This window comes from Calorimonas adulescens (assembly GCF_008274215.1).
GTDB classification, from domain to species: Bacteria; Bacillota; Thermoanaerobacteria; order Thermoanaerobacterales; family UBA4877; genus Calorimonas; species Calorimonas adulescens.
In genome coordinates, this window is record NZ_VTPS01000016.1 from 1 (window position 1) to 22,719 (window position 22,719).

The window sequence follows — 22,719 nt, forward strand, 5'->3', positions numbered from 1 at the left end:
AGTTTAGTGTTTTTCATGACTTAATTATACAGCTTATACGGGTACTTCGGTACCCGTATTTGCTTTTACGCAATAAAAAAAAGCGCTGTTGCACAATAAACTATTTAGTCCATTGTGCAACAGCCCCTTTTACACTGCCAAAACCCTTTTGACCTCAGGTACCATTTGTTTGAGCGACCGTTCAATTCCCTGCTGCAATGTTAAGGTAGAGAACGGGCAGCCACCACAGGCGCCAACAAGCCTCACACTTACGATACCATCTTCAGTTACATTTACTAATTCTACATCCCCGCCATCAGCCTGCAGCGATGGTCTAAGTGTATCAAGAGCTTCTCTCACTTTTTCTTCCATTATATCCACCATCCTTACCTTTATAATTTGCTAACTTGTCATGTTGTTGCTGATTGCATTAAAAGCAAAATGCAGCATAATTAATTTTATTTAGTTAGCAATCAAATCTCCATAATTATTATATCATATCTTTAGAAATTAAAAAAACAGATTCAGGTTTAATGCATATGAAACCTTCTTTGCCGGGATAAACTTCAATATTGTTTGTGTTCAAGCTACCAATAAATGTCTTGTCAGCAACTGAAAACTTATATTTCCAACTATATCCTGTAGGATAGACCTCTGTAATAATACCATCAAATGTGTTTTCAATCCCTCGTTTATTCTCAGTGAGTGATATGTTCTCAGGCCTTATTAGTACCCTTATCTTTTGCCCTATCTTATATTCATATTGACCGTTTGCTTTAATCTTTATCTTGCTATCATCAAGTACAACGGAATAGATATCATTCTCAATCTCTGAAATTATACCGTTAAAAATATTTTCTATGCCAACGAATTTTGCGATTCTTTCATCAGCAGGTTTATTCAATATGTCAACGGGTTTTGCCTTTTGAGCTATTTTGCCATCAATCATGACACATGCTATATCTGAAAAATACTGCATCTCTCTAAAATCATGAGTTACAAAAAAGGTCGTAACATGATTTTTTTTTAATACCAAGTATATATCTTGAATAAGTCCTTCCTTGGTGGGTTGATCCAGAGAAGAAAATGGTTCATCAAGAAACAGTATTTCCGGTTCTAAAACCAACGCTCTAGCCAGGCTCACCCTTTGAGCTTCTCCCCCAGACAACGTTGACACGTGTTTATTTCTCAAATGATATATTCCAAGTTTTTCCAACCATTCTTCAATGAGTCCTTTTCTCTTTTCTTTGCGTATTTTCCTGATTTTTAAACCTATTTCCAGGTTTTCATAAACGGTACCATCGAGTAAAAGAGGCTCTTGAAACACCACAGACATCTTTCTGCGTATCTCTAACGCATTGGTTTTCGTCACCACCGTTCCCCTATAAAATATTTCACCTTCATCAGGTTTTTGCAAAAGAGCTAGCACTTTCAACAATGTACTTTTCCCGGCCCCATTAGGTCCAACTATACTCAATGTCTTTCCCTCTTCTATTTCCAGCGAGGGTATATCCAATATATTTTTTTCTTTCGTATAATACCTGATACCTTTTACTTCCAGTACTGTCATCCGCCTATCCTCCGTTGCTGATAATAGGTAAGCAACAAAACGATGGTATATGTAAGAAGGAGTAATATGATTCCCAGAGCCAGTGCCAATGAAAAATTTCCTTTGCTGTTTTCCATTACTATGGCAGTTGTAAGTATCCTTGTATAACCCTTTATATTACCCCCTACCATCATTGATGCTCCGACCTCAGATATTGCACCACCAAAGCCAGCAATAACAGCTGCAATGATAGAATATCTTGCTTCTTTTATTATAAGCCACAAATATTGGGCTCTGGATGCACCCAAAGCGATGATTTGCCACCTGTATTTTTTTGCAATCTGCTGTACGCCAGCCATGGTAAGACCGGTGATAATCGGAAGCGCCAATATAGTTTGCGCAATGATCATAGCCGTCGGGGTATACATAATTCTCAAATAACCAAGTGGTCCACTTCTCCATAGAAATAGACTTACCACAAGCCCAACCACAGTAGGAGGCAAACCCATACCAAAATTTACAAGACTTATTATTAATATCATAACTGCAGTATATCCAGCATTTATCGTTGCAGACACCCGTTCAGATAAAAAAATTCCCAAGGGTATGCCTATCAAAAATGCTATCAGAGTAGCCGTACATGATACTTTAATAGTTGTAAGCACAATAGAAACTATTTCCGGATCAAACCCCAAAAGAAGTTTAATACCCTGCACTATTCCATTAGTTATTAATTCCATATACAAGACCACCTAAGAAGACAATGAATTTTCATCCTTACCGGCGTCTGGGAAAAACAACGGTTCTCCGTACTCTTTTTTGCCAAAATCACCTATTATTTTCTGGGTTTCAGGGCTTATCATGAAGTCAACAAAAGCTTTCGCTCCCTTCACATTTATCATTTTAGCCTTATCCTGGGAAGTCTTTGCGACATAGTCTGGATTTACTTGCATTACATGGTATATATTCAAAAGCTCTGGACTGCCCTCTGACAGGATGTCCAGAGAAAGGGTGCTCTTTTTTGCCAGATATGTAGCCCTGTCTGTCAATGTATACCCCTGCTTTTCAGATGCTATATCCAGGGTGGCCCCCATCCCCTGTCCTACCTCCTGATACCATCCACCTGAGGGCTTAATATTGATTGCCTCCCATATATCCATCTCCTTCTTATTGGTACCAGAATCGTCTCCTCGAGAAATAAATAAGGATTGGTTCTCAGCTATTTTTTTAAAAGCATTCTGAGCATTAAGGCCCTTTATACCTGCGGGGTCATCTTTAGGCCCTACTATTATAAAATCGTTATGCATAACCAGCTGTCTATTCATAGCCGCACCCTTGTTGACCACCTCAATCTCTGATGCAGGTGCATGTACTAACATAACATCGGCATCTCCATTCTCTCCCATTGCCAACGCCTGGCCAGTCCCTACTGCAATGGTCTTTACCTTGTATCCCGTTTTTTCCTCAAAAAGTGGTATCAGAACATCCAGAAGACCACTGTCCTGGGTACTGGTAGTGGTCGAAAGGATAACCTCTGAATTTTCTGGTAATGGCTTTTCCGTATTTGACTTAGTCCGTGAATCAACCTGTCCTTCTCCGGCATTTTTATCTGCAACTGTACTTCCGCAACCAGACACTATCATAAGAGCTACAAACACAACTGCAATAGCTGTAAATAATCTTTGCACCCCTTTTCACCCCTCGTTATGTTTTTTTAAACATAATATATCTTCTATAAAAAGCTTAAAATTCCTGCTATAGCTTTAATTTTGATAAAACTTTCTTATATGTAAACACAGCATCTTAAACAGCCACGGCATATGTGATACTACAGTAGATACCACATTCTATGTATATTTGTCTCTTTTACGCCATAGTATTTATAAGACCATAAGATTATGGAGGAGAGGAAGTCATTGGAAGAAAAACTCAGCTTTGCCCAGGGTGCATTTATATTAACTATCGCTAACCTCATAAGCAGATTATTAGGATTTATCTTCAGAATAGTACTATCAAACAAGATAGGCCCCGAGGGAATGGGTATATTCCAACTGGTAATGCCAGTCTATATGACCGCTTTAAGTGTCACCACAGGCAGCATATCTGTTACTGTCTCAAGACTCGTAGCTCAGTCCTTAAGCCGAGGAGATCGTAGATATACTTACAGGATAGTCTCTTTAAGTCTTATGTTAATCACATCAATAAGTGCCATCATCTCAGGGATACTTATATTTTTTTCCGACTATATATCTTCCAGCATATTAAACGAAGAGCGTACGATGCTACCAATTATCATCTTTTCACCAGTGCTTTTTATTATTTCTTCCTCAGCAGTTATACGTGGCTATTTTGAAGGAATACAAAACATAAAGCCGTCAGCAATTGCCAATATCATTGAAGAAGTTGTGCGAATAATTTCTGTACTCTTTCTTATAGATGCAGTAATGCCAATGGGGATAGAATACGCTGTCTCAGCTGCAATATTCAGTTCTGTGCTTGGTGAAGTGTGTGTCTTTTTGTTCATGGCTTACAAGTATAAGGAAAGGCAGCACAAATATAAAGCATCAACCTCTGGCCCCCATATAAACAATCACAAATTAATGCTGAATATTGTGGGTACAACCATACCTCTCTCTCTTAATAGATTTGTAAATACATTTCTGCAGTCTATAGAAGCTGTGATTATACCTCAAAGATTAATGGCAAATTTAAGCAAAGAAGAATCACTCTCTATATTTGGTGAACTTACAGGTATGGCCTTACCCATAGTGATGCTACCATCCATCGTAGTAAATGCATTATCCGTTACCCTTGTACCCGCAGTTGCAGAGGCACATGAAAAAAATGACATGGCTACATTGGAGCACAGGGTCAAAGAGTCTGTAGAATATACGTTAATAATCAGCTTTATAACAAGCACAACACTACTCTCACTGCCCAATGAAATTGCGATAACGCTATACCATAATACTGAGGTCGGAATCTTTTTAAGAATGTTCTCCCTGGTTGTTCCATTAATTTATACATCGCAGATAATGAATAGTGCACTAAATGGTATGGGCAAACACACAATTGCATTTATTAATAATCTATTTGCATCTTTTATGAGGACTTTATGCACTTATATACTTGTAGCAAATTCTAAATTTATGATAAATGGATATTTCATCGGGTATTACCTTGGATTCTTACTTTTATTCATACTCGACTATATATGCATAAGAAGGTTCATAGGCATTTTTCCGGGTGTGGTTTTTTTTGCAAAAACATTTATAGCATCCATTGTATTTTATCTGTGCCTCAAAATTTTTTACTGTTTAAACCCTATACCAAATTCACTAATAAGCCTGGTAATTACCTTACTCCTAAGTCTTATTATATATCTGTTAATTATGGTGCATACTGGTGTCCTAAGGACAGGAAATCTTATAGGTAACCTACCGTTTTTAAGGAGAGTATAAATATGGAAAACCAGTTTATATTATTAGCTTTGATCACCTTAGGGATAGTCAGCCATTCAAACACTATTGCAGTTGCTTCGGCCATACTGTTGATTACTATAACTACCCCTCTATCCAGATATTTATCAGTAATAGAAAAGTATGGACTGGATATGGGGCTTCTGTTTTTAACGCTTTATATTCTGATACCACTCATAAAAAACAGGGATATTTTATTCAGTATATCTGAAACCATTACCTCTCCCATAGGAATTCTATCTGTGGTAGCGGGGGCTTTGGCTACCATCCTCAATGGACAGGGTATTAACCTACTAAATAATATGCCCCAATTAATATTAGGCATAATAATAGGTTCATTAATAGGTGTAACTTTTTTAGGTGGAATACCTGTAGGTCCATTAATGTCCGGTGCTATACTCGTCATGATCTTGTATTTATTAAACCTCTTTGGTATCTATTTTTAGTCCCTGAATTCCAGCATTATATCCTGGTTCAATTTGATAGCACAAAAAATCAGGGCTAAAAATGACAATACAGCTGGTACGGCTACCATAATCCACCTACTCATACCTAATAAATAGTCAAAAACTGGTGGCCCTGCAGCCACACCTATAAATCTTATACTTCCATATACGGCTGTAACAGAGCATCTTTTTCCCATAGGCACGCTGCTGGTAATTAAAGTATTCAATGACGGAAGGATGAGTCCTACTCCAAATCCCATAATCCCCAGTAGAGCCATAAATACCGTTATATTTTTTACAAATATGCTTATAGTCATAATAGCCCCAAGGATAATCAGACCGATTTCTACAGTTAGCTTAAAGGACTTCTTCTTTTTAAGCACTACACCGTTAATAAACGAGGTAATACTCATCGTAAATACTGGTATTGCTATTAATAAGCCCTTATAAATACCTCTAATACCGTATCCATTTTCTAACACATCAGAAACGTAAGATAAAATTCCAAATAATGTAAAAAATGCGGTAGCACCGGCTAATAAACAGGCCATAAACGGCCACCTTTTATTTTTCATTAATTCCATTACTCCATGAAAATACTCTTCTATTCTACTTTTTGGACCCATATCCTTTTCTTTCACAAATAAATAAACAGCTATTGCTACCGGAAATGATATTACCGCATAGACAAAAAAGAGAAGATACCAACTAATCATTACAAATACAGAACCTAGTACAGGGCTCAATACTTTCCCAAACCCGTTTGCCGCCTCATTAATCCCCATAGCCTGACTTCTCTCATTTTCTGTAAAAATGTCACTGGTAAGCGCCATAGCTATAGGGGCAGTACCAGCGCCCCCTACCCCCTGTATTATTCTACCGACGACTATTCCCATATACGGCTTTTCCATCCATAGTGCAGACGCTCCACAAATCAGCCCTCCTATGCCATATATCAATAAAGAAAGCACGATTACAGGTTTTCGTCCAATCCTGTCTGCTAAAAAACCTAAAAATGGGATTGCAATTGCAGCCGGTAAAGAAAACAAGGTAATTAATAAACCTGCCTGTAGACTGCTTATATCCATAGCTTTTCGTAATGCCGGCAGTGCCGGAATGAGCATGGAGTTACCAAGAACCATGATAAATGGAACCCATGATATGATAAACAAAACAAAGTATTTTCCTTTTTGCAAAGTAGGCCCTCCTTTTTTTGTCTTTCATTATTTTGAACACAGGAAAGAAATTTATACTGTTAACATGTAACATCACCGTAAAAAATTTAATAATATGTATTAGTTTGCAAAAGGAGGTCTGTAATATGAAAAAAGTGTTTACCTTTTTAACAATATTTCTGTTAATTTTTTCTTTAGCAGGATGCTCTACAAATAAACAGGAAAACCATAGCATTACAAATCAGGATATAACTATTCGTATTGCTACTCAATACGGACTTCAATATGCTCCAGCACAAATTATGGAGAAAAATAAGCTGATAGAAAAATACATGCCTGGCGCCAATATAGTATGGCAAACATTTCCTTCTGGAGGCGCCATTAACGAAGCACTGGCAGCCAACAGATTGGATTTCGCTTTTATGGGGCCACCACCTTTTTTAATAAGCTGGGATAAGGGAGTTAAAATTAAACTGGTTTCCAGTGTACAGGGTGGGCCAAACGGCATCGTCACATATCGTCCGGACATCAAATCTATTAAGGATTTCAAAGATGACGATAAGATAGCTATGCCGGGTATAGGAAGCACCCAGCACATATTTCTTCAAATGGAATCTGACAAACTTATGAATGACCTTCATGCAATGGACGATAAAGTTTTTTCTATGTCGCACCCCGATGCCATGAATGCATTGCTAAATAAGCAGGTGGCCGCTCATTTTGCATCGGCGCCATACTATTTTGAAGAGATAAGTAATCCTGATTTTCATGAGGTACTAACAGGAAAAGAGGCCTTTGGAGGCGAATTCACACATATCTTCCTTGTGGCTACAGAGGAGTTTCATAACAGCAACCCCATGGCCTATGCTGCTGTTTACCAGGCACTGGTTGACTCCATTGCCTATATCAATGAGCATCCGGAAGAGGCGGCTAAGATGCTGGCCCCTATATACAACTTAAGTGAAGAAAAGACATTACAGTACATTACATGGAAGGATGTTAATTATTCAACCACACCTTACGGTCTATTAAAAATGGCTGAATTTATGAAAAAAGCTGGTTATATTAAAAAAACTCCAGAGAAAATGAGTGACATAGCTTTTGAAACCATTGTAGCTCAGATGGGAAAGAAAAACGGAGAAGACACGCAAATAGAGAAATTACAACGCTAAAAGTCAACGGGGTGATGTAATGTCTAAGAGGTTAAAGCTGACAAAGATCATCTTTATCGTGATTCTACTGGCCATATGGGAGATCACCGCTCATGCCCATATTTTCTCAAGACTCCTCTTCCCTAGTCTTGAAGATATATTTTCCACATTAATTCACGAACTGGAGAAGGGCAATGTGATGCTGCAGACTTACAACTCGATTAAAATGATACTGGAAGGCATGATTATAGGCGATATACTTGCTATTATTGTTTCAATATGGGCAATGATTTCCGTGAAAATAAATGAATATGTAACAACACTAGTAGCAATAATGGACCCGCTACCAGGTATCGCACTTTTGCCATTGACCATTTTGTGGTTTGGAACAGGGAAAAATTCAATAATATTTATTATAATACACTCAGTACTATGGCCTATGATATTAAATACTGTTACAGGATTCAAGACTATACCTAAGATTTATCTTGAGGTTGGAAGCAACATAGGTCTTAAAAAATTCAAAATTATTACCAACATTATGATACCATCCGCACTACCATCTCTTCTTACCGGACTCCGGGTAGGATGGTCAAGGTCATGGAGAGCCCTGATATCAGCCGAAATGATATTCGGAGCAACTGCAAAAGAAAGCGGCCTTGGGTGGTATATATTTGAAAAAAGATTTATGCTGGATATGCCTGGGGTATTTGCGGGTTTACTTATCATTGTGACCATAGGATTTATTGTAGAAACTGTTATATTTGAAATCATAGAAGAAAATACAATTAAAAAGTGGGGAATGACAAATTAGGGGGGTGTCAAACTTGGACTATTTCCTTGAAATTAAGGAATTAAGCAAAACATTCACTTCCAATGGTAACAAGATTACAGCTCTTGATAAAATAAGTTTTAATCTGATGGAAAATGACTTCTTGTGCATACTTGGCCCTTCAGGTTGTGGAAAGTCCACCCTTTTAAGGTGTGTAGCAGGCTATGAAAAAATTGATAGTGGCAAAATTATTCTTCAGGGGAAAGAGGTGTCAAAGCCTGGCACTGACAGGATGATGGTTTTTCAGGATTTCAATCAATTATTTCCGTGGTTAACAGTTGAAAAAAATATCGATTATCCTCTTAGGGTTAATTATCCCAAATTAAGCAATATGCAGAGAAAGGAATTAACAGATTATTATCTTGAACTGGTAAACCTCTATAATTTCAAAGGTTTCTATCCACACCAGCTCTCTGGTGGTATGAAGCAAAGAGTGGCAATAGTAAGGGCACTTTCTCTTCATCCTAAATTACTTTTGATGGATGAACCATTTGGCAGCCTTGATGCCTCTACACGATACAAACTACAAAAAGAGTTGTTAAGAATATGTCACCATACTGATGTAACAATCATATTCGTCACTCACAATATTGACGAAGCTATAATACTTAGCAATAAAATTATTGTGCTTTCAAAACAGCCGGGTAAAATAGCAGACATTATAAACAATAATATTGAAAAACCAAGACTCCCCGGCATACCTGAGTATGGTGAATTATGGAATAGATTAAACGAGCTGATGGGGTTAGATAAAAGTATAGAAGAGAGTGCAGCTTTGACAAGAGATGAGGTTATTTGACCTCTTCTCTTGTCTGTAGACTCTTTAAAAAGTTATTTAAGTCTTCTCCATTATTTACCGGTGGCAAGCATTTATTTCCAATGCAGATATATATGTGTGGGGTTTCATCTATTGTGTAGCCTCTTTTCACAATTTCTTCTTTCCTCCGCACTGTATCAAGAATCTCTAAAATCCCATCTGGAAAATATAGCGTCCTTAAGTCTTTAAATAAATCTTTAGTCTGTATATCATCTTTTTTACCAACTAATGTAAATTTATATATACCATCAACAAATGCTTTAACGGCACTGGAATATAAAGAAGCAAATATCCCATATTCACGGTATATCCTGGAGAAATATAATAACGTTTCCTCACTTTTCCGATGATATGCTCTATTGTTAGAAAATGTATAAAGCTTTAAGCACAGCAGTGCCATTTCACTGTTTACAGGTAAACTCTTTGATATTTGATCATATTTGATTCCTTCAATTGGAAGAAAATCTAAAAATCCTCTATCCCTGTCATCATAAAAGACGTCGATAACCCTATCAACTAATTTCATTGATTCATCAAGGTATGTTTTATCTCCGGTTATGCTATATAAGTTTGTAAACAAATCCGCTGCATATACCTGATCTTCCAGTATATTTGCCTCTTTTGACTCTGGATGATGTTTTATAAGACCTTTTTTATCCATGAATTTCTCTAATAACTTATCTGCTATCCTCTTTGCAATTTTCATATATTCACTCTTACCGGTTATACTATAGTATTTTAAAATCGACACGGCAGCCAGTGAATTTTTGTCAGCATAAAAAGTTTTATCAATTGATGGCTTTTTTAGTTTACCTCGTTTTATTTTATCTGCTTTGTAATATTCCTGGCCAGCAATTTGACCTCCATAAAACAGTCCTTTTTTACTATCATAAAGGTATTTCTCTATATAGTTTAAAATATCTTCAGCCACCCTCATGTATAGTGGATGATTGAATACTTGATATGCCTCTATGTATAAGGACAATAATCGAGCATTATCATCCAGTAGCTTCTCATAGTTGGGATTGGAAAAGTCTCTCTCTGCAGCATATCTAAAAAAGCCTCCCTCCACTCTATCATAAACCTCACTGCCGTACATAATATCCATGGTTTTTACAATAACTCTCTTGATATTTTCATCATTGGTCGCATAGAAGTAACCAATCAGATATGAAAGCAATTCTGGGTATAAAAATTTCGGTCTCTTCCCAAAGCCGCCATACTTTGTGTCAAACATATCCATGGCAGATTTAAGGATATATGCCTGTATTTCATTACATACATTTTTTGAAATTGCTCTGACATATATAGCCTTTTTTTCTATTTTTTTATTATCTCTTCCCGACATTTCATCATTGAATTCCCTGTATAACCTGTTTGCTTCTTTTAGCATATGCAATAATTCTTCAGGTGAAATATATGTCCTCCTTATAATAACCTGTCCATTGGGAGACAGTATAGCAGTCGACAGCCATCCGCTTAATTTATATCTGCCATCAGCATCCAAACTTTTGTCCATGTCTATCCTTATCGGCACAAAATTATCATTAATGTATTTTATTGCCTGGTCATCGACATGACACCAGTAACACCAGGGTGCACTGATACTCAAAAGTATAAGTTTATTCTCCTCTCTGGCCTTACTAAAAACTGATTCGTCCCATTCATTCCATTTTATAGAGTTTTTCCCCATGAACCCCACCTATTTCCTTGTTGTCCTAAACATTGATTGTTATGCTTTATGTCCTAATACTCCTGACATTTTGATGAGGCAAAGCATCATAGTTATATTTTAACCACAAAAATAGAACCCATACATGATTGTATGGGCTCTAAAACGTCATCTTTTCACGCTTGCATAAGACTCGTCAATTTCTGTGCAACGCCTATCAATATTGCGAAAAACCTCTTTATATATTTCAGCTACAGGATTACTATCTTCCAGTGCTATTGGCTTACCTGTATCGCTCTTTTCCCTTATATCCGTTATTATAGGTATTTCACCTAAGACCATAGTCTTTAACTCTTTTGCCAGCTTTTCTGATTCTTTTTCACCAAATATATAGTGCCTGCTGCCACAGTCGGGGCACTCAAAATACGACATATTTTCTACCACACCAAGTATATCAACCCCAACCTTTTGAGCCATTTTACCCAGTCTACCAGCCACATGAGATGCTGCAGATTGAGGTGTAGTTGTCAAAAGAAGGTAGCTTTGCGGTATCAACTGCATTATTGATAGCGGCACATCACCTGTTCCTGGTGGAAGATCTACAAACATATAGTCTATATCTCCCCACTGGACATTATACATAAATTGCTGTAATATGTTTGATAAGAGTGGCCCTCTCCATATAACAGCAGAGTCCTCACTCACAAAATTCCCCATTGATATGGCCTCTATGTCATGCACTCGAATTGGAAACATATGGGTTTCGTCTATTGCATTAGGTCTGATATCATTTATGCCCAGCATCCTTGATATGCTAAATCCGAGTATATCTGCATCTATCAGTCCCACTTTATGACCAAGTTTTGACGCCGCTATAGCAAGATTTACAGCGATCGTCGATTTACCAACTCCACCTTTGCCGGAACCAACCAAAATGGTCCTTGCGGTGTCAAAAACACTATCTTCATGAGTATTTTCACCCATTAGTGCATCTTTTTCTTCTTTGCTCATCTCCCCAAATGTAACAACTACTTTGTCAAAAACACCCAAGGACAGTATTTTCTTTTCTATGTCATCTTTTATCGTTGCCTGTAATGGACATCCTTTTATAGTGAGATTCACACGTATTTTCACAGTGGAACCATCTATATCAATAGATTCAGGCTTGACCATACCGAGCTCGACAATACTTCTGCCCAACTCCGGATCATATACATCTCTTAAAGCATCAAGTATTTTTTGTTTATCCACTCACAACACCTCCATTTTTTGCAGATATATTATAACATAGAAATCTTCCTAATATGAAATGTCAAAACAATCAACTCCTATTCATAAGACTTAAGGTATATATTTACTATGTCCTGAGTAGTTACTTCTTTTTGGAAATTTTTCAGGGCTCCCACTAAGGTCTTCTGGGCATCCTGTGCCAAAATTTCTATATCATTTTTAGGCACTCCCAGTTCTTTTAGCGTTAATCTCTTCCCCAAGGCTTCTAAAAATCGCAGGACCTCATCTTTTAACATTGACGCCAACGCCAATTCATCTATATCGTCAACATTACTTATAAAAAGTTTTGTTATTTCTGCATACCGTTTTGGATTATATTTGTAACCAAATTCTATAAATGATGGTAATAAAGCAGCCAGGCCATCCCCGTGAGTAATATTATATTTCCCACTTAAGGGATGCTCTAAAGCATGTACCAGTGATGTGGCAGATGTTGCCATAGCCATACCAGATAGTGCAGCCGCCCATGCCATTTTTGACCTGGCTTCTATGTCATTGCCATCTTCATATGCCTTTTGGAGATTATCTATACACAACCTTAATGATTCATATGCAAACATATCACTCACCGGAGTCGCTGCGGGCCCTATATAACACTCCAGTGATTGACAGAAAGCATCAACTCCCGTACTGGCTGTCATAGACGGCGGAAGGCTTTTAACCAGTTCAGGGTCTATAATAGAATATTTAGGAAAGGTATAGTAACTTTTAAATGAAGGCTTCAATGAGTTTGCCGGATTGGTGATAACCGCTGCTCCATCAGCCTCTGAACCAGTACCGGAGGTGGTCGGAACCGCAATTATGGGATACGCACCGATTATCTTCTCCTTTTCCTTATTCGGATCCATAAAATCCCATATTGGCCTCCTGTGATATGCAGCTACAGCAATTCCTTTTGCAGTGTCAATGCTGCTCCCTCCACCTATTGCAATAATAAAATCACATTCAGAATCTAAAAATTCTTTAGAGCCTTCATCTACAATGATCGTGGTGGGGTTGGGCATTGCATTGGTATAAAGTACATATTCAACTCCTGAATTTTTAAGCATTGCAGAAAGTCTATTCTGTAGGCCTCCTCTGCTCAGGGTATTCTTCCCTGTAACAACAAAGGCTTTTTTCCCCAGATCTCTAACAATATCACCTAAGTTGTCAAATTGGCCAGGCCCTACATAAAAATGAGTTTGTATGGAATAATTAAAAGATTTCATAGCTATCATCCCTCCATGTCAAAATAATTTTATTATATCTTCCATGTCCATGCAGTTTATAACGTCCTGTGGCTCAAGCCATCCCTTCCTAGCTATACCCACACCATATTTAACATCCTTAAGCCCTTCAATGTTATGGGCGTCGGGTCCTATGGCAAACCGTACACCTTTTTCCTTTGCAATCTTTAACATTCTCCAGTCCATATCCAACCTATACGGGTTAGCATTTATCTCTATTATCTTATTGTTTCTTGCTGCTTCATCAATGACTCTCTTTATATCCAGTTTATATCCTTCTCGTGATAAAAGCAATCTTCCAGTGGGATGACCCAGTATTGTCAAATATGGATTCTGGAGTGCTTTTACTATCCTCTCTGTCATATTATACTCTGATAATCCAAAATTTGAATGGACAGAGCCAATAATAAAATCGAACCTTTTGAGCAGTTCTTCAGGGTAATCTAAGCTCCCATCAATCAGTATATCTGATTCTATGCCCTTTAATATTTTCACACCACCAATCATCTCATTTAAATGGTCTATTTCATCCCATTGTCTCAGCAGGTCCTCCTCTTTTAGGCCGCCAGCATAGAAGGCAGATTGACTGTGGTCAGTAATTCCAATATATTCATAGCCCAGTTCCTTTGCCTTATATGCGATCTCTTCGATAGTCGCCTTTCCATCACTGTATATAGTATGGACGTGAAAAATTCCCTTAATATCCTTATCAGATATCAGATATGGCAACGAATGATTAGCAGCAGCCTCAATCTCACCCATATCCTCCCTGAGCTCCGGAGGTATAAAATCCAGGCCCAGCATTTTATATAGCTCTACCTCATCTTTTACCTGGATATTTTCTTCACCTCGGAAAAGGCCATACTCATTCATTTTAAGCCCCATTTCCTTGGACCTATGCCTCATGGCAACATTATGTTCCTTGCTACCTGTAAAATACTGTAGTGCATAGGGATATTCCTCGGGTCCTATAACCCTCAGATCAACCTGAATACCATAGCGTGTATATATGCTGCTCTTTGTTTCGCCGGCAGCTATAGTTTCCCTAACATAAGGACCATTTAAAAAAATATCCATAACCTCTTGCGGTTTGCTGGAAGACACAAGTATATCAACATCCCTTATTATCTCCCTTTTTCTTCTCAGGCTCCCTGCTACCTCAATGTTTATTATGTCCTTACATGATTTTAAATAAGATAATATCTCCTCGGCCTGGCCATAAGCCTCTGAATAGAGATACTTACCTTGATATTTCTTATACTGCATTATCCCATCTAAAAATTTTTTCTGCGTCTTTTCTCCAAAACCGGGAAGCTCTATCAGACGATTCTCAATACATGCATACTCCAGCTCCCCTATGTTCTTTATGCCAAGCTGTCTATAAAGCACACCAATCTTTTTGGGCCCAATACCCGGAACATTCATAATTTCCAGTAAACTCTCCGGAAGCTCTGCCTTTAAACTCTCATAGTACTCTATCCTGCCTGTAGTATAATACTCAATAATCTTTTTATTGAGGGCATCACCTATACCTTTTAAATCCTTCAGCCTGTCTTCTCTTATCAAAGATTCAATATCCTCATCAAGATTTTCCAGCGTTCGCGCTGCATTATAATATGCCTTTGATTTAAAAGGGTTCTCTCCTTTTATTTCCAGAAGGACACCTATCTTGTTCAAAATCTCTATCAACTGATTTTTGTCCATTTACATCCTCTTCTTTCAATTTCAAACAATCTATCCCAATAATCTTCTTTAAATGTAATCACAAATTCAAATTACCGGAGCGATTCTATCTTTGGTCCTGTCCAAGGTACAGATTGAACAAAGGTCACTTAAAGGGCATTCGGCGCACTTTGCGGCTTTGCCTCTACATATTATGTTACCCCATGCATCAATCAAAGCATGATACTCGTTAAACAGGTACAGGTCCGTTTCAAGATTGGACATAAAATATTGTTGTACTCTTGGATAAGTAAATGGTCCATCCATAATACCCAGTAAGCTAACCAATCTTTTCGTATAGGCATCCACCACAAAAATAGGCTTTCGGGCTCCATAAAGAATTATGACGTCAGCCGTTTCTTCACCTATTCCGGGAAGAGACAAAAGTTCTCTTCTTAAAGTTTTTGTATCCTTATCAAAAAATTTGTCAAGTTCTCCGCCATATTCATCAATAATGTGTTTGCAAAATGCCTTAATATACCTTAACTTCTGATTAAAAAAGCGCGCAGGTCTTATAGCATCTATAATTTCTTCATTCTTAGCATTGTATAACCTATAAAGGTCTATCAGATCTCTGCTATATAAATTTTCTATAGCCACCTCTACATTTTTCCATGCCACATTTTGAGTGAGAATAGCCCCAATTATCATCTCAAAGTCATCTTTTGCAGGCCACCAATGCCGTGGTCCAAAATTGTTATATAGCCTGTTATATATATCCATCAGTTTCATATTTTCCATTCTGTCCATTACCATACCCCCATGAATATTTTATCATAAATGCTCTTATATCAGAAACATTGAAATCATTTTAGCAATATTATATAATTAGTATAGTTATTTTTTTAACAGGAGGCGCCTATGAAACTATCACAAATAATCACTCTTTTAGATGCAAAACCGTTGAATGAGTTTGACCCTGATATTGAAATTATGACCGCTTGCGGGGCTGACCTTTTAAGTGATGTGCTTGCAGCCAAGTATGACAAAGCTCTTCTCCTTACTGGCCTTACAAATATACAAGTAATAAGGACCGCAGAAATAAGTGACATCAAGGCAGTGGTTTTTGTTCGCGGCAAAAAGCCCGGCAATGACATCATATCTCTTGCTTCGCAGTTATCCATACCAGTCATGACTACATCTTACTCAATGTTTGCATCCTGCGGTATACTATATAAAAATGGGCTTAATCCGGGGGACTCTCTATGAGTGAACCATACAAATTAAGCTTCGAGGTTAAAGCAATGGATTTTTCAACAGCTGGTGAAGCATCAAGCACAATAAAAAGCATTCTGATGCGCCTTGGACTGCCTCCTTTGGCAATCAAAAGAGCTGCCATATGCAGCTATGAAAGTGAAATGAACATGGTAATACATTCCTATGGCGGCACATTAAGTGTATGCATAGACAACTCCCAAATAATCATTACCGCCGCAGACACTGGCCCGGGTATCCCAGATATAGAAAAAGCTATGGAGGAAGGGTTTTCCACTGCACCAGAAGAGGTCAAAGAGATGGGGTTCGGAGGCGGGATGGGACTCCCTAATATCAAGGCCAATGCTGATGTATTAGAAATTACTTCCTCCAGCACCGGCACCAAAGTAACAATAAAAATATTCTTAGGAGGGTAATTATGACACTCCATTCCATAGTACTTAATGAAGAAAAATGCAAGGGTTGTACCAACTGTATAAAGCGTTGTCCAACAGAAGCAATAAGGGTTAGAAACGGCAAAGCCAGAATTATAGAGAACCGTTGCATTGATTGCGGCGAATGTATAAGAATATGCCCTAACCACGCAAAAGAAGCACTTATGACTAACATTGATGACATTTATGGATATAAATACAAGGTGGCATTACCTGCCCCGTCTTTATACGGTCAATTTAAAGAACCCCCAGAATCTATACTGGGTGCATTAAAAAATATTGGTTTTGATTATATACTGGAGGTGGCATATGCAGCAGAAATCACTTCTTATTGTATAAGTAAATATCTTAAAGAAAACAATATAAAAAGACCAGCAATTTCTTCATCATGTCCATCTCTCGTAAGGCTGATTATGTTAGAGTTTCCAGGTCTTATTGCAAATATCATAAGAGTCGAATCCCCCATGGAAATAGCTGCACGAATAGTAAAAAGGAATTTAAGCAAAGAACTTGCCGTAAATGAAAACGAAATTGGTGTATTCTTTATTTCCCCATGTGCCGCAAAGATGACGGCAGTAAAAAATCCTATAGGTACAAAAAAATCATATGTAGATGGAGTTATTTCCATAAAGGATATCGCACCAAAAATATTAAAACACAGTAAGGATATAAAAGTTGAACTTACCTCATCATCATTAGGCATAGGCTGGGCGATAAGTGGAGGAGAGAGCAGGTCTGCCAAAATTGAAAATGCTCTTTATGTTGACGGCATACACAATTGTATACAGGTTTTAAGGGAAATCGAACGTGGTAAGTTAAATGATATTGAATTTTTTGAGGGCCTGGCATGCCCTGGCGGCTGCATAGGTGGTCCTCTCACTATTGAAAACCTTTATGTAGCTAAGAATCGCATAAAAAAGATTATGGACTCACTCCCCTCATCACCAAAACCGTTTGATACTGCCGATGTTAACAATCTTGATTCATACATGATGGACGAGGAGATATATTCCACATCAGGGTTAACACTGGACAAAGACCTAAACACTGCTATAAAAAAGTTAACCCTAATAGATAAGATCGAGCCAACTCTTCCAGGGCTTGACTGTGGTGCCTGCGGCGCCCCTACCTGCAAGGCACTGGCTGAGGATATAGCCATGGGCTGGGCCAGTGAAATGGACTGTATATTTATCCTTAAAAATAAGATATCCTCTCTCGCAAAAGAGGTAGCCGACATATCCTCAAAACTGCCTCCAACTATACAATATGAAGGGAGAAATAAAAATGAAGGTAAATGAGATAATAGACAGACTGAATTTAAAATTATTGAGCGGTACAAATGGTCTTAGCAAAGAGGTAAACGATGTATATATATGTGACCTGTTAAGCTACGTCATGTCCCATGCCAGTGAAAATTCACTCTGGATCACAGTGCAGACACATATAAACATTGTAGCCGTAGCAGAACTTGTAGGCATATCATGTATAGTTATACCAGAAAATATCAACGTAGACAGTGATACCCTTGAAAGGGCTGAAAGGGAGTCTATACCTATAGTTTCTACATCCTTAACCTCTTATCATATCGCATGCAGGCTAAAGGAACTTGGTATATGAGACTTTACTATGACCTTCATATTCACACTGCCCTCTCGCCCTGTGCTGATAATACCATGACCCCCAATAACATAATAAACATGGCTTGCTTAAAGGGCCTTAACGTGATAGCAATAACTGACCACAACAGTGTACTCAATTTGCCACCTTTTTTTGAAATTAATCCAGCCGGCATTATGATAATTCCAGGTGTTGAGGTTCAATCCAGGGAAGAGGTACATGTACTGTGTTACTTTAAGGACCTGGATAGGGCAATGCATTTTGGCATGAGGTTAGAGGAACGTCTTCCAGATATATCATGTTCTCCATTTTTTGGTGAACAACTTATCATTGATAAGCATGACAATATAATACGCAATTATAGCAAACTCCTTTTAGGATCTGTTGACCTTTCACTCCATGAAGTCTATAAGTTGGCCAGATATTATGAAGGCGCAGTGGTGCCTGCACATGTTGACAGACCTCACTTCAGCATAATTGCAAACCTTGGATTTGTCCCAGATGATATTCATTTTAAATCTGTAGAATTAAGTCAACCTGAAAATTTACTTGAATATAAAAAACTTTTCCCTGAAAACACATTGTTTTTATTTTCATCAGATGCTCATTTCCTGGGAGACATAAATGAAAAAACTGCATACTTTGATATCAAATATTCAACTATAGACTATATTATTGATTATTTATTGTCATCATAAAAGGCCTATATTATACAGGTAGCTCAATTTTATGCAATGGAGCTTTGCCATCTATATTGCCTGACTTATATCTCAACATACGATATTGAAGGATCTTTATTATAAAAATTTTTATTAAATATGTTAAAATATAAACTAATTTATGTTATAATGTTATCAAATGAAATGTTAGGAGGTATCGATGTAATGACCACTCTTTTAGAGGATACAAAGGAGAAAGAAAAGTTCAAGAGATTGCATAATGTCATTGATGCTTATAAAGATAAACCTGGTGCATTAATACCTGTTATGAATGAGGCTCAGGAGATATTTGGCTATTTGCCATTTGAGGTACAAAAGGAGATATCAGAAGGATTAAATGTTCCATTAACAGAGGTGTATGGAATAGCTACTTTCTATTCTCGTTTCACACTGCATCCCTCTGGAAAATACCGTATTGGTGTATGTCTTGGAACAGCATGTTATGTTAAGGGTTCGGCGCTAATACTTGATAAAATAAAAGAAAAACTTGGCATTGACGTCAATGAGACTACCCCTGACGGAAAGTTTTCTATCGACTCTACAAGATGTCTTGGCTGTTGCGGCTTGTCTCCTGTCATGATGATAAATAATGAGGTTTATGGCAAGCTATCACCAGATAGTGTAGACAAAATACTTGAAAAATACAAATAAAATGAGAGACATTTCTTTGCACCTATTGGATATAGTCCAGAACTCAGTTGAAGCCCGTGCAACATTGATAATAGTAAAATTAATCATCGCCCCATCAAAGAAAAGGTTTTATATGGTGGTTCGCGACAATGGATGTGGTATAGAACATAGCAGGCTTGAAAATCTTACTGATCCATTTTATACCAGCAGGAATACCCGCAATGTAGGTATGGGCCTTTCCCTTTTAAATGCCTCAGTTAAAAGAAGCTTTGGAAAATTAAGGCTGTATTCTGCAAAATCACGTGGAACTATCGTAACGGCATCATTTAGTTTCAAAAGCATAGACCTGCCACCTCTCGGAGATATAAGAGCAACCATCTTATCGTTGATAACATTAAATCCACACATTGACTTTAAAATTATTTTGAAATCAAAAACTTGTTCTTACACATTGGACACCAGATACATTAAAGAAATACTCCAGAATGTGGAAATAAATAATCCGATAGTTATCGACTTCTTAAGGCAAAAACTTGAAACTGATCTTAAGAATTTTGAGGAGGAATATAAAATGATGACCCTTGAAGAACTGGAAAGGATTAGAGAAGAGGCCCTTGAAAGAGTCCAGCTTCGTAAGGAGAAAACAGGCACAAGGATCGTGGTTGGCATGGCCACTTGCGGCATTTCAGCCGGAGCCAGACCTGTTTTGGAAGCAATTATGGATGAGGTATCAAAAAGGGGACTTACAGATGTCATAGTAGCTCAGACAGGGTGTATAGGACTTTGTAAATACGAACCAATAGTTGAAGTAACCAGACCAGGCGAAAATAAGGTTACCTATATCAAGATGGACCCTGAAAAAGCTAGGAAGATGATAGCTGAGCATATTGTCAATGGCCACGCAATAAAAGAGTGGACCATAGAAAGTATACAACTTTAAGGAGGATTGAATATGCCTTTTTATAGATCTCATGTGCTTATATGTGCAGGAACTGGGTGTACATCAAATAATTCAGATGCAGTTGCAGAAAAATTTAAGGAAGAACTTCAAAAACACGGTCTTGAAAATGAGATACAGATCGTAAGAACCGGATGCTTTGGACTTTGTGAGCTTGGCCCTGTAGTAATAGTATACCCCGAAGGAGTCTTTTATAACAGGGTAAAACCGGAGCATGTGCCCGAACTGGTTGAAGAGCATCTCTTAAAGGGAAGAATAGTTAAAAAATATGTATACGGTGAAGCAATTGAGGAAAAGGGTGAATTTTTACCTCTTGAAGAAACCAGCTTCTTTAAAAACCAGCACCGCATTGCACTTAGAAATTGTGGTGTCATAAACCCTGAGGATATAGAAGAATATATTGCGATGGATGGCTACAAAGCATTGGGGAAAGTTCTCACTGAAATGACACCGCAGGAGGTCATCGATATTGTAAAAAAGTCCGGACTAAGAGGCCGCGGAGGCGCAGGCTTTCCAACAGGCCTGAAATGGCAATTTACTCATGATGCCAAAGGAACTCAAAAATATGTTGTATGCAATGCTGACGAAGGAGACCCAGGAGCTTTTATGGATCGAAGTGTACTTGAAGGTGACCCCCATAGCGTAATCGAAGCCATGACAATAGCAGGATATGCTGTAGGAGCTAACTATGGATATATATATGTCCGTGCTGAATATCCTATGGCAGTTAAAAGACTAACCATAGCAATTGGCCAGGCCAGGCGTTATGGTCTTCTTGGCAAAAACATATTTGGTACAGGATTTGACTTTGACATAGAAATAAGGCTTGGAGCAGGAGCTTTTGTATGCGGCGAGGAGACCGCCCTCATGAACTCTGTAATGGGCCGCAGAGGTGAACCCAGGCCAAGACCTCCATTCCCTGCAAACAGTGGTGTATGGAACTCTCCCACCCTGCTCAACAACGTAGAGACATATGCAAATATACCACCCATAATATTAAATGGACCTGAGTGGTTTAGCTCCATTGGCACTGAAAAGTCAAAAGGCACCAAGGTCTTTGCCCTCGGTGGCAAAATTAACAACACAGGACTTGTGGAAGTTCCTATGGGTACTACCCTCAGAGAAATAATATACGAAATTGGTGGCGGCATACCAAATGGTAAAGAATTCAAGGCTGTGCAGACCGGTGGCCCATCAGGCGGTTGTATTACAAAAGATAACTTGGACACACCAATAGACTATGATTCACTGATAAATATCGGTACAATGATGGGTTCCGGCGGCATGATAGTAATGGATGAAGACAATTGCATGGTGGATATAGCCAAGTTTTTCTTAGAGTTTACGGTTGATGAGTCATGTGGGAAATGCCCGCCGTGTCGCATAGGTATGAAACGGATGCTTGAAATATTAAATAAGATAACTTCAGGAAATGGTGAGGAAGAGGATATTGAAAAATTAGAAGAACTTGGAAATTTTATAAAATCATCAGCCCTTTGTGGCCTTGGCCAGACAGCACCCAACCCTGTTCTCTCCACTTTAAGATACTTCAGAGACGAATACGAAGCCCATATAAGAGATAAAAAATGCCCTGCAGGTGTATGCCAGGCACTCATTCAGTACTACGTCGACAGTGAAAAATGCCATGGATGTGCAAGACCGCTGTGTGTTAAGAATTGTCCTACAGGAGCAATATCAGGCGTACCAAAGTCACCCTATTCTATCAATCAAGAGATATGTACTAAATGTGGCGCTTGCATGGAAAGCTGCCCCTTTAACGCAATCTATAAGAAATAACGGGAGGAGAT

23 protein-coding genes are annotated in these 22,719 nt (G+C 38.1%); 13 read left to right on the top strand and 10 right to left on the bottom strand.

Annotation, left to right across the window (positions count from 1 at the left end):
- Nucleotides 1–129 precede the first annotated feature (129 nt).
- The 4 genes from FWJ32_RS10005 to FWJ32_RS10020 form a co-directional block, all read right to left on the bottom strand.
- Nucleotides 130–351: a NifU family protein gene (locus FWJ32_RS10005; protein ID WP_149545818.1), complete on the bottom strand. Its 222-nt coding sequence runs from the start codon at nucleotides 349–351 to the stop codon at nucleotides 130–132.
- A gap of 118 nt (nucleotides 352–469) precedes the next feature.
- Nucleotides 470–1,549: an ABC transporter ATP-binding protein gene (locus FWJ32_RS10010; RefSeq protein ID WP_149545819.1), complete on the bottom strand. Its 1,080-nt coding sequence runs from the start codon at nucleotides 1,547–1,549 to the stop codon at nucleotides 470–472.
- Entirely contained in the window at nucleotides 1,546–2,268 is a 723-nt protein-coding gene (locus FWJ32_RS10015) for an ABC transporter permease (RefSeq protein WP_149545820.1), read from the bottom strand. Before FWJ32_RS10015 ends, FWJ32_RS10010 begins: the two co-directional genes overlap by 4 nt.
- 12 nt (nucleotides 2,269–2,280) lie before the next feature.
- Nucleotides 2,281–3,216 (bottom strand): ABC transporter substrate-binding protein, encoded by a 936-nt coding sequence (locus FWJ32_RS10020; RefSeq protein WP_238988852.1) that lies wholly within the window; start codon nucleotides 3,214–3,216, stop codon nucleotides 2,281–2,283.
- Nucleotides 3,217–3,444: 228 nt separating this feature from the next.
- Here FWJ32_RS10020 and spoVB point away from each other — a divergent pair, with 228 nt between their 5' ends.
- Both spoVB and FWJ32_RS10030 read left to right on the top strand, forming a co-directional pair.
- The gene (gene spoVB, locus FWJ32_RS10025) at nucleotides 3,445–4,989 is read left to right on the top strand and encodes a stage V sporulation protein B (RefSeq protein WP_162523592.1); all 1,545 of its coding nucleotides are present in this window, start codon (nucleotides 3,445–3,447) and stop codon (nucleotides 4,987–4,989) included.
- Nucleotides 4,990–4,991: 2 nt separating this feature from the next.
- The gene (locus FWJ32_RS10030) at nucleotides 4,992–5,453 is read left to right on the top strand and encodes a DUF441 domain-containing protein (RefSeq protein WP_149545822.1); all 462 of its coding nucleotides are present in this window, start codon (nucleotides 4,992–4,994) and stop codon (nucleotides 5,451–5,453) included.
- On the opposite strand, the gene FWJ32_RS10035 is transcribed toward FWJ32_RS10030, so the two are convergent.
- Nucleotides 5,450–6,649 carry an MFS transporter gene (locus FWJ32_RS10035; protein WP_149545823.1) on the bottom strand — a complete coding sequence of 400 codons (1,200 nt, stop codon included), beginning with the start codon at nucleotides 6,647–6,649 and terminating at the stop codon, nucleotides 5,450–5,452. The genes FWJ32_RS10030 and FWJ32_RS10035 overlap by 4 nt on opposite strands.
- A gap of 125 nt (nucleotides 6,650–6,774) precedes the next feature.
- On the opposite strand from FWJ32_RS10035, the gene FWJ32_RS10040 reads away from it, so the two are divergent.
- From FWJ32_RS10040 to FWJ32_RS10050, 3 genes are read left to right on the top strand one after another with little or no spacing between them, the layout of a single operon-like run.
- Nucleotides 6,775–7,800, top strand: coding sequence for an ABC transporter substrate-binding protein (locus FWJ32_RS10040; protein ID WP_149545824.1), 1,026 nt, complete (start codon nucleotides 6,775–6,777; stop codon nucleotides 7,798–7,800).
- A gap of 19 nt (nucleotides 7,801–7,819) precedes the next feature.
- Nucleotides 7,820–8,593: an ABC transporter permease gene (locus FWJ32_RS10045; RefSeq protein WP_149545825.1), complete on the top strand. Its 774-nt coding sequence runs from the start codon at nucleotides 7,820–7,822 to the stop codon at nucleotides 8,591–8,593.
- A 13-nt stretch (nucleotides 8,594–8,606) separates the two neighbouring features.
- Nucleotides 8,607–9,410 carry an ABC transporter ATP-binding protein gene (locus tag FWJ32_RS10050; RefSeq protein ID WP_203227702.1) on the top strand — a complete coding sequence of 268 codons (804 nt, stop codon included), beginning with the start codon at nucleotides 8,607–8,609 and terminating at the stop codon, nucleotides 9,408–9,410.
- Here the strand turns inward: FWJ32_RS10050 and FWJ32_RS10055 are convergent.
- From FWJ32_RS10055 to FWJ32_RS10075, 5 genes are all read right to left on the bottom strand, one after another.
- Nucleotides 9,403–11,121: a thioredoxin domain-containing protein gene (locus FWJ32_RS10055; protein WP_149545826.1), complete on the bottom strand. Its 1,719-nt coding sequence runs from the start codon at nucleotides 11,119–11,121 to the stop codon at nucleotides 9,403–9,405. The two genes, FWJ32_RS10050 and FWJ32_RS10055, sit on opposite strands and share 8 nt — an antisense overlap.
- A gap of 147 nt (nucleotides 11,122–11,268) precedes the next feature.
- Entirely contained in the window at nucleotides 11,269–12,351 is a 1,083-nt protein-coding gene (locus FWJ32_RS10060) for an Mrp/NBP35 family ATP-binding protein (RefSeq protein WP_149545827.1), read from the bottom strand.
- A gap of 77 nt (nucleotides 12,352–12,428) precedes the next feature.
- Entirely contained in the window at nucleotides 12,429–13,598 is a 1,170-nt protein-coding gene (locus FWJ32_RS10065) for an iron-containing alcohol dehydrogenase (protein WP_162523593.1), read from the bottom strand.
- Between the two features lie 18 nt (nucleotides 13,599–13,616).
- Complete coding sequence (polX, locus tag FWJ32_RS10070) at nucleotides 13,617–15,320, bottom strand: DNA polymerase/3'-5' exonuclease PolX (RefSeq protein WP_149545829.1); 1,704 nt, start codon at nucleotides 15,318–15,320, stop codon at nucleotides 13,617–13,619.
- A 66-nt stretch (nucleotides 15,321–15,386) separates the two neighbouring features.
- Complete coding sequence (locus tag FWJ32_RS10075) at nucleotides 15,387–16,088, bottom strand: endonuclease III domain-containing protein (protein ID WP_149545830.1); 702 nt, start codon at nucleotides 16,086–16,088, stop codon at nucleotides 15,387–15,389.
- 111 nt (nucleotides 16,089–16,199) lie between these two features.
- On the opposite strand from FWJ32_RS10075, the gene FWJ32_RS10080 reads away from it, so the two are divergent.
- The 8 genes from FWJ32_RS10080 (at nucleotide 16,200) to nuoF (ending at nucleotide 22,708) form a co-directional block, all read left to right on the top strand.
- A complete protein-coding gene (locus FWJ32_RS10080; RefSeq protein ID WP_149545831.1) occupies nucleotides 16,200–16,547 on the top strand; it encodes a hypothetical protein in 348 nt (115 codons plus the stop codon).
- A complete protein-coding gene (locus FWJ32_RS10085; protein ID WP_149545832.1) occupies nucleotides 16,544–16,969 on the top strand; it encodes an ATP-binding protein in 426 nt (141 codons plus the stop codon). The genes FWJ32_RS10080 and FWJ32_RS10085 overlap by 4 nt, the downstream gene beginning before the upstream one ends.
- Nucleotides 16,969–18,285 carry a [Fe-Fe] hydrogenase large subunit C-terminal domain-containing protein gene (locus FWJ32_RS10090; protein WP_203227719.1) on the top strand — a complete coding sequence of 439 codons (1,317 nt, stop codon included), beginning with the start codon at nucleotides 16,969–16,971 and terminating at the stop codon, nucleotides 18,283–18,285. Before FWJ32_RS10085 ends, FWJ32_RS10090 begins: the two co-directional genes overlap by 1 nt.
- Nucleotides 18,272–18,604, top strand: coding sequence for a DRTGG domain-containing protein (locus tag FWJ32_RS10095; RefSeq protein WP_238988853.1), 333 nt, complete (start codon nucleotides 18,272–18,274; stop codon nucleotides 18,602–18,604). Before FWJ32_RS10090 ends, FWJ32_RS10095 begins: the two co-directional genes overlap by 14 nt.
- Nucleotides 18,601–19,302, top strand: a complete 702-nt coding sequence (locus FWJ32_RS10100; RefSeq protein WP_149545834.1) for a PHP domain-containing protein — start codon at nucleotides 18,601–18,603, stop codon at nucleotides 19,300–19,302. The genes FWJ32_RS10095 and FWJ32_RS10100 overlap by 4 nt, the downstream gene beginning before the upstream one ends.
- A gap of 186 nt (nucleotides 19,303–19,488) precedes the next feature.
- The gene (nuoE, locus tag FWJ32_RS10105) at nucleotides 19,489–19,974 is read left to right on the top strand and encodes an NADH-quinone oxidoreductase subunit NuoE (RefSeq protein WP_149545835.1); all 486 of its coding nucleotides are present in this window, start codon (nucleotides 19,489–19,491) and stop codon (nucleotides 19,972–19,974) included.
- 16 nt (nucleotides 19,975–19,990) lie between these two features.
- Nucleotides 19,991–20,893: an ATP-binding protein gene (locus tag FWJ32_RS14020; RefSeq protein ID WP_162523594.1), complete on the top strand. Its 903-nt coding sequence runs from the start codon at nucleotides 19,991–19,993 to the stop codon at nucleotides 20,891–20,893.
- A 12-nt stretch (nucleotides 20,894–20,905) separates the two neighbouring features.
- On the top strand, nucleotides 20,906–22,708 hold the full coding sequence (gene nuoF / locus FWJ32_RS10115) for an NADH-quinone oxidoreductase subunit NuoF (RefSeq protein ID WP_149545837.1): 1,803 nt from the start codon (nucleotides 20,906–20,908) through the stop codon (nucleotides 22,706–22,708).
- The last annotated feature ends 11 nt before the right edge of the window (nucleotides 22,709–22,719 follow it).

Excerpts from the sequence above, each read along its gene's own strand:
- FWJ32_RS10005 (WP_149545818.1), bottom strand. The coding sequence starts at position 351 with ATGGAAGAAAAAGTGAGAGAAGCTCTTGATACACTTAGACCATCGCTG.
- FWJ32_RS10010 (WP_149545819.1), bottom strand. The coding sequence starts at position 1,549 with ATGACAGTACTGGAAGTAAAAGGTATCAGGTATTATACGAAAGAAAAA.
- FWJ32_RS10015 (WP_149545820.1), bottom strand. The coding sequence starts at position 2,268 with ATGGAATTAATAACTAATGGAATAGTGCAGGGTATTAAACTTCTTTTG.
- FWJ32_RS10030 (WP_149545822.1), top strand. The coding sequence starts at position 4,992 with ATGGAAAACCAGTTTATATTATTAGCTTTGATCACCTTAGGGATAGTC.
- FWJ32_RS10040 (WP_149545824.1), top strand. The coding sequence starts at position 6,775 with ATGAAAAAAGTGTTTACCTTTTTAACAATATTTCTGTTAATTTTTTCT.
- FWJ32_RS10045 (WP_149545825.1), top strand. The coding sequence starts at position 7,820 with ATGTCTAAGAGGTTAAAGCTGACAAAGATCATCTTTATCGTGATTCTA.
- FWJ32_RS10055 (WP_149545826.1), bottom strand. The coding sequence starts at position 11,121 with ATGGGGAAAAACTCTATAAAATGGAATGAATGGGACGAATCAGTTTTT.
- FWJ32_RS10065 (WP_162523593.1), bottom strand. The coding sequence starts at position 13,598 with ATGAAATCTTTTAATTATTCCATACAAACTCATTTTTATGTAGGGCCT.
- polX (WP_149545829.1), bottom strand. The coding sequence starts at position 15,320 with ATGGACAAAAATCAGTTGATAGAGATTTTGAACAAGATAGGTGTCCTT.
- FWJ32_RS10075 (WP_149545830.1), bottom strand. The coding sequence starts at position 16,088 with ATGGACAGAATGGAAAATATGAAACTGATGGATATATATAACAGGCTA.
- FWJ32_RS10080 (WP_149545831.1), top strand. The coding sequence starts at position 16,200 with ATGAAACTATCACAAATAATCACTCTTTTAGATGCAAAACCGTTGAAT.
- FWJ32_RS10085 (WP_149545832.1), top strand. The coding sequence starts at position 16,544 with ATGAGTGAACCATACAAATTAAGCTTCGAGGTTAAAGCAATGGATTTT.
- FWJ32_RS10095 (WP_238988853.1), top strand. The coding sequence starts at position 18,272 with ATGAAGGTAAATGAGATAATAGACAGACTGAATTTAAAATTATTGAGC.
- FWJ32_RS10100 (WP_149545834.1), top strand. The coding sequence starts at position 18,601 with ATGAGACTTTACTATGACCTTCATATTCACACTGCCCTCTCGCCCTGT.
- nuoE (WP_149545835.1), top strand. The coding sequence starts at position 19,489 with ATGACCACTCTTTTAGAGGATACAAAGGAGAAAGAAAAGTTCAAGAGA.
- nuoF (WP_149545837.1), top strand. The coding sequence starts at position 20,906 with ATGCCTTTTTATAGATCTCATGTGCTTATATGTGCAGGAACTGGGTGT.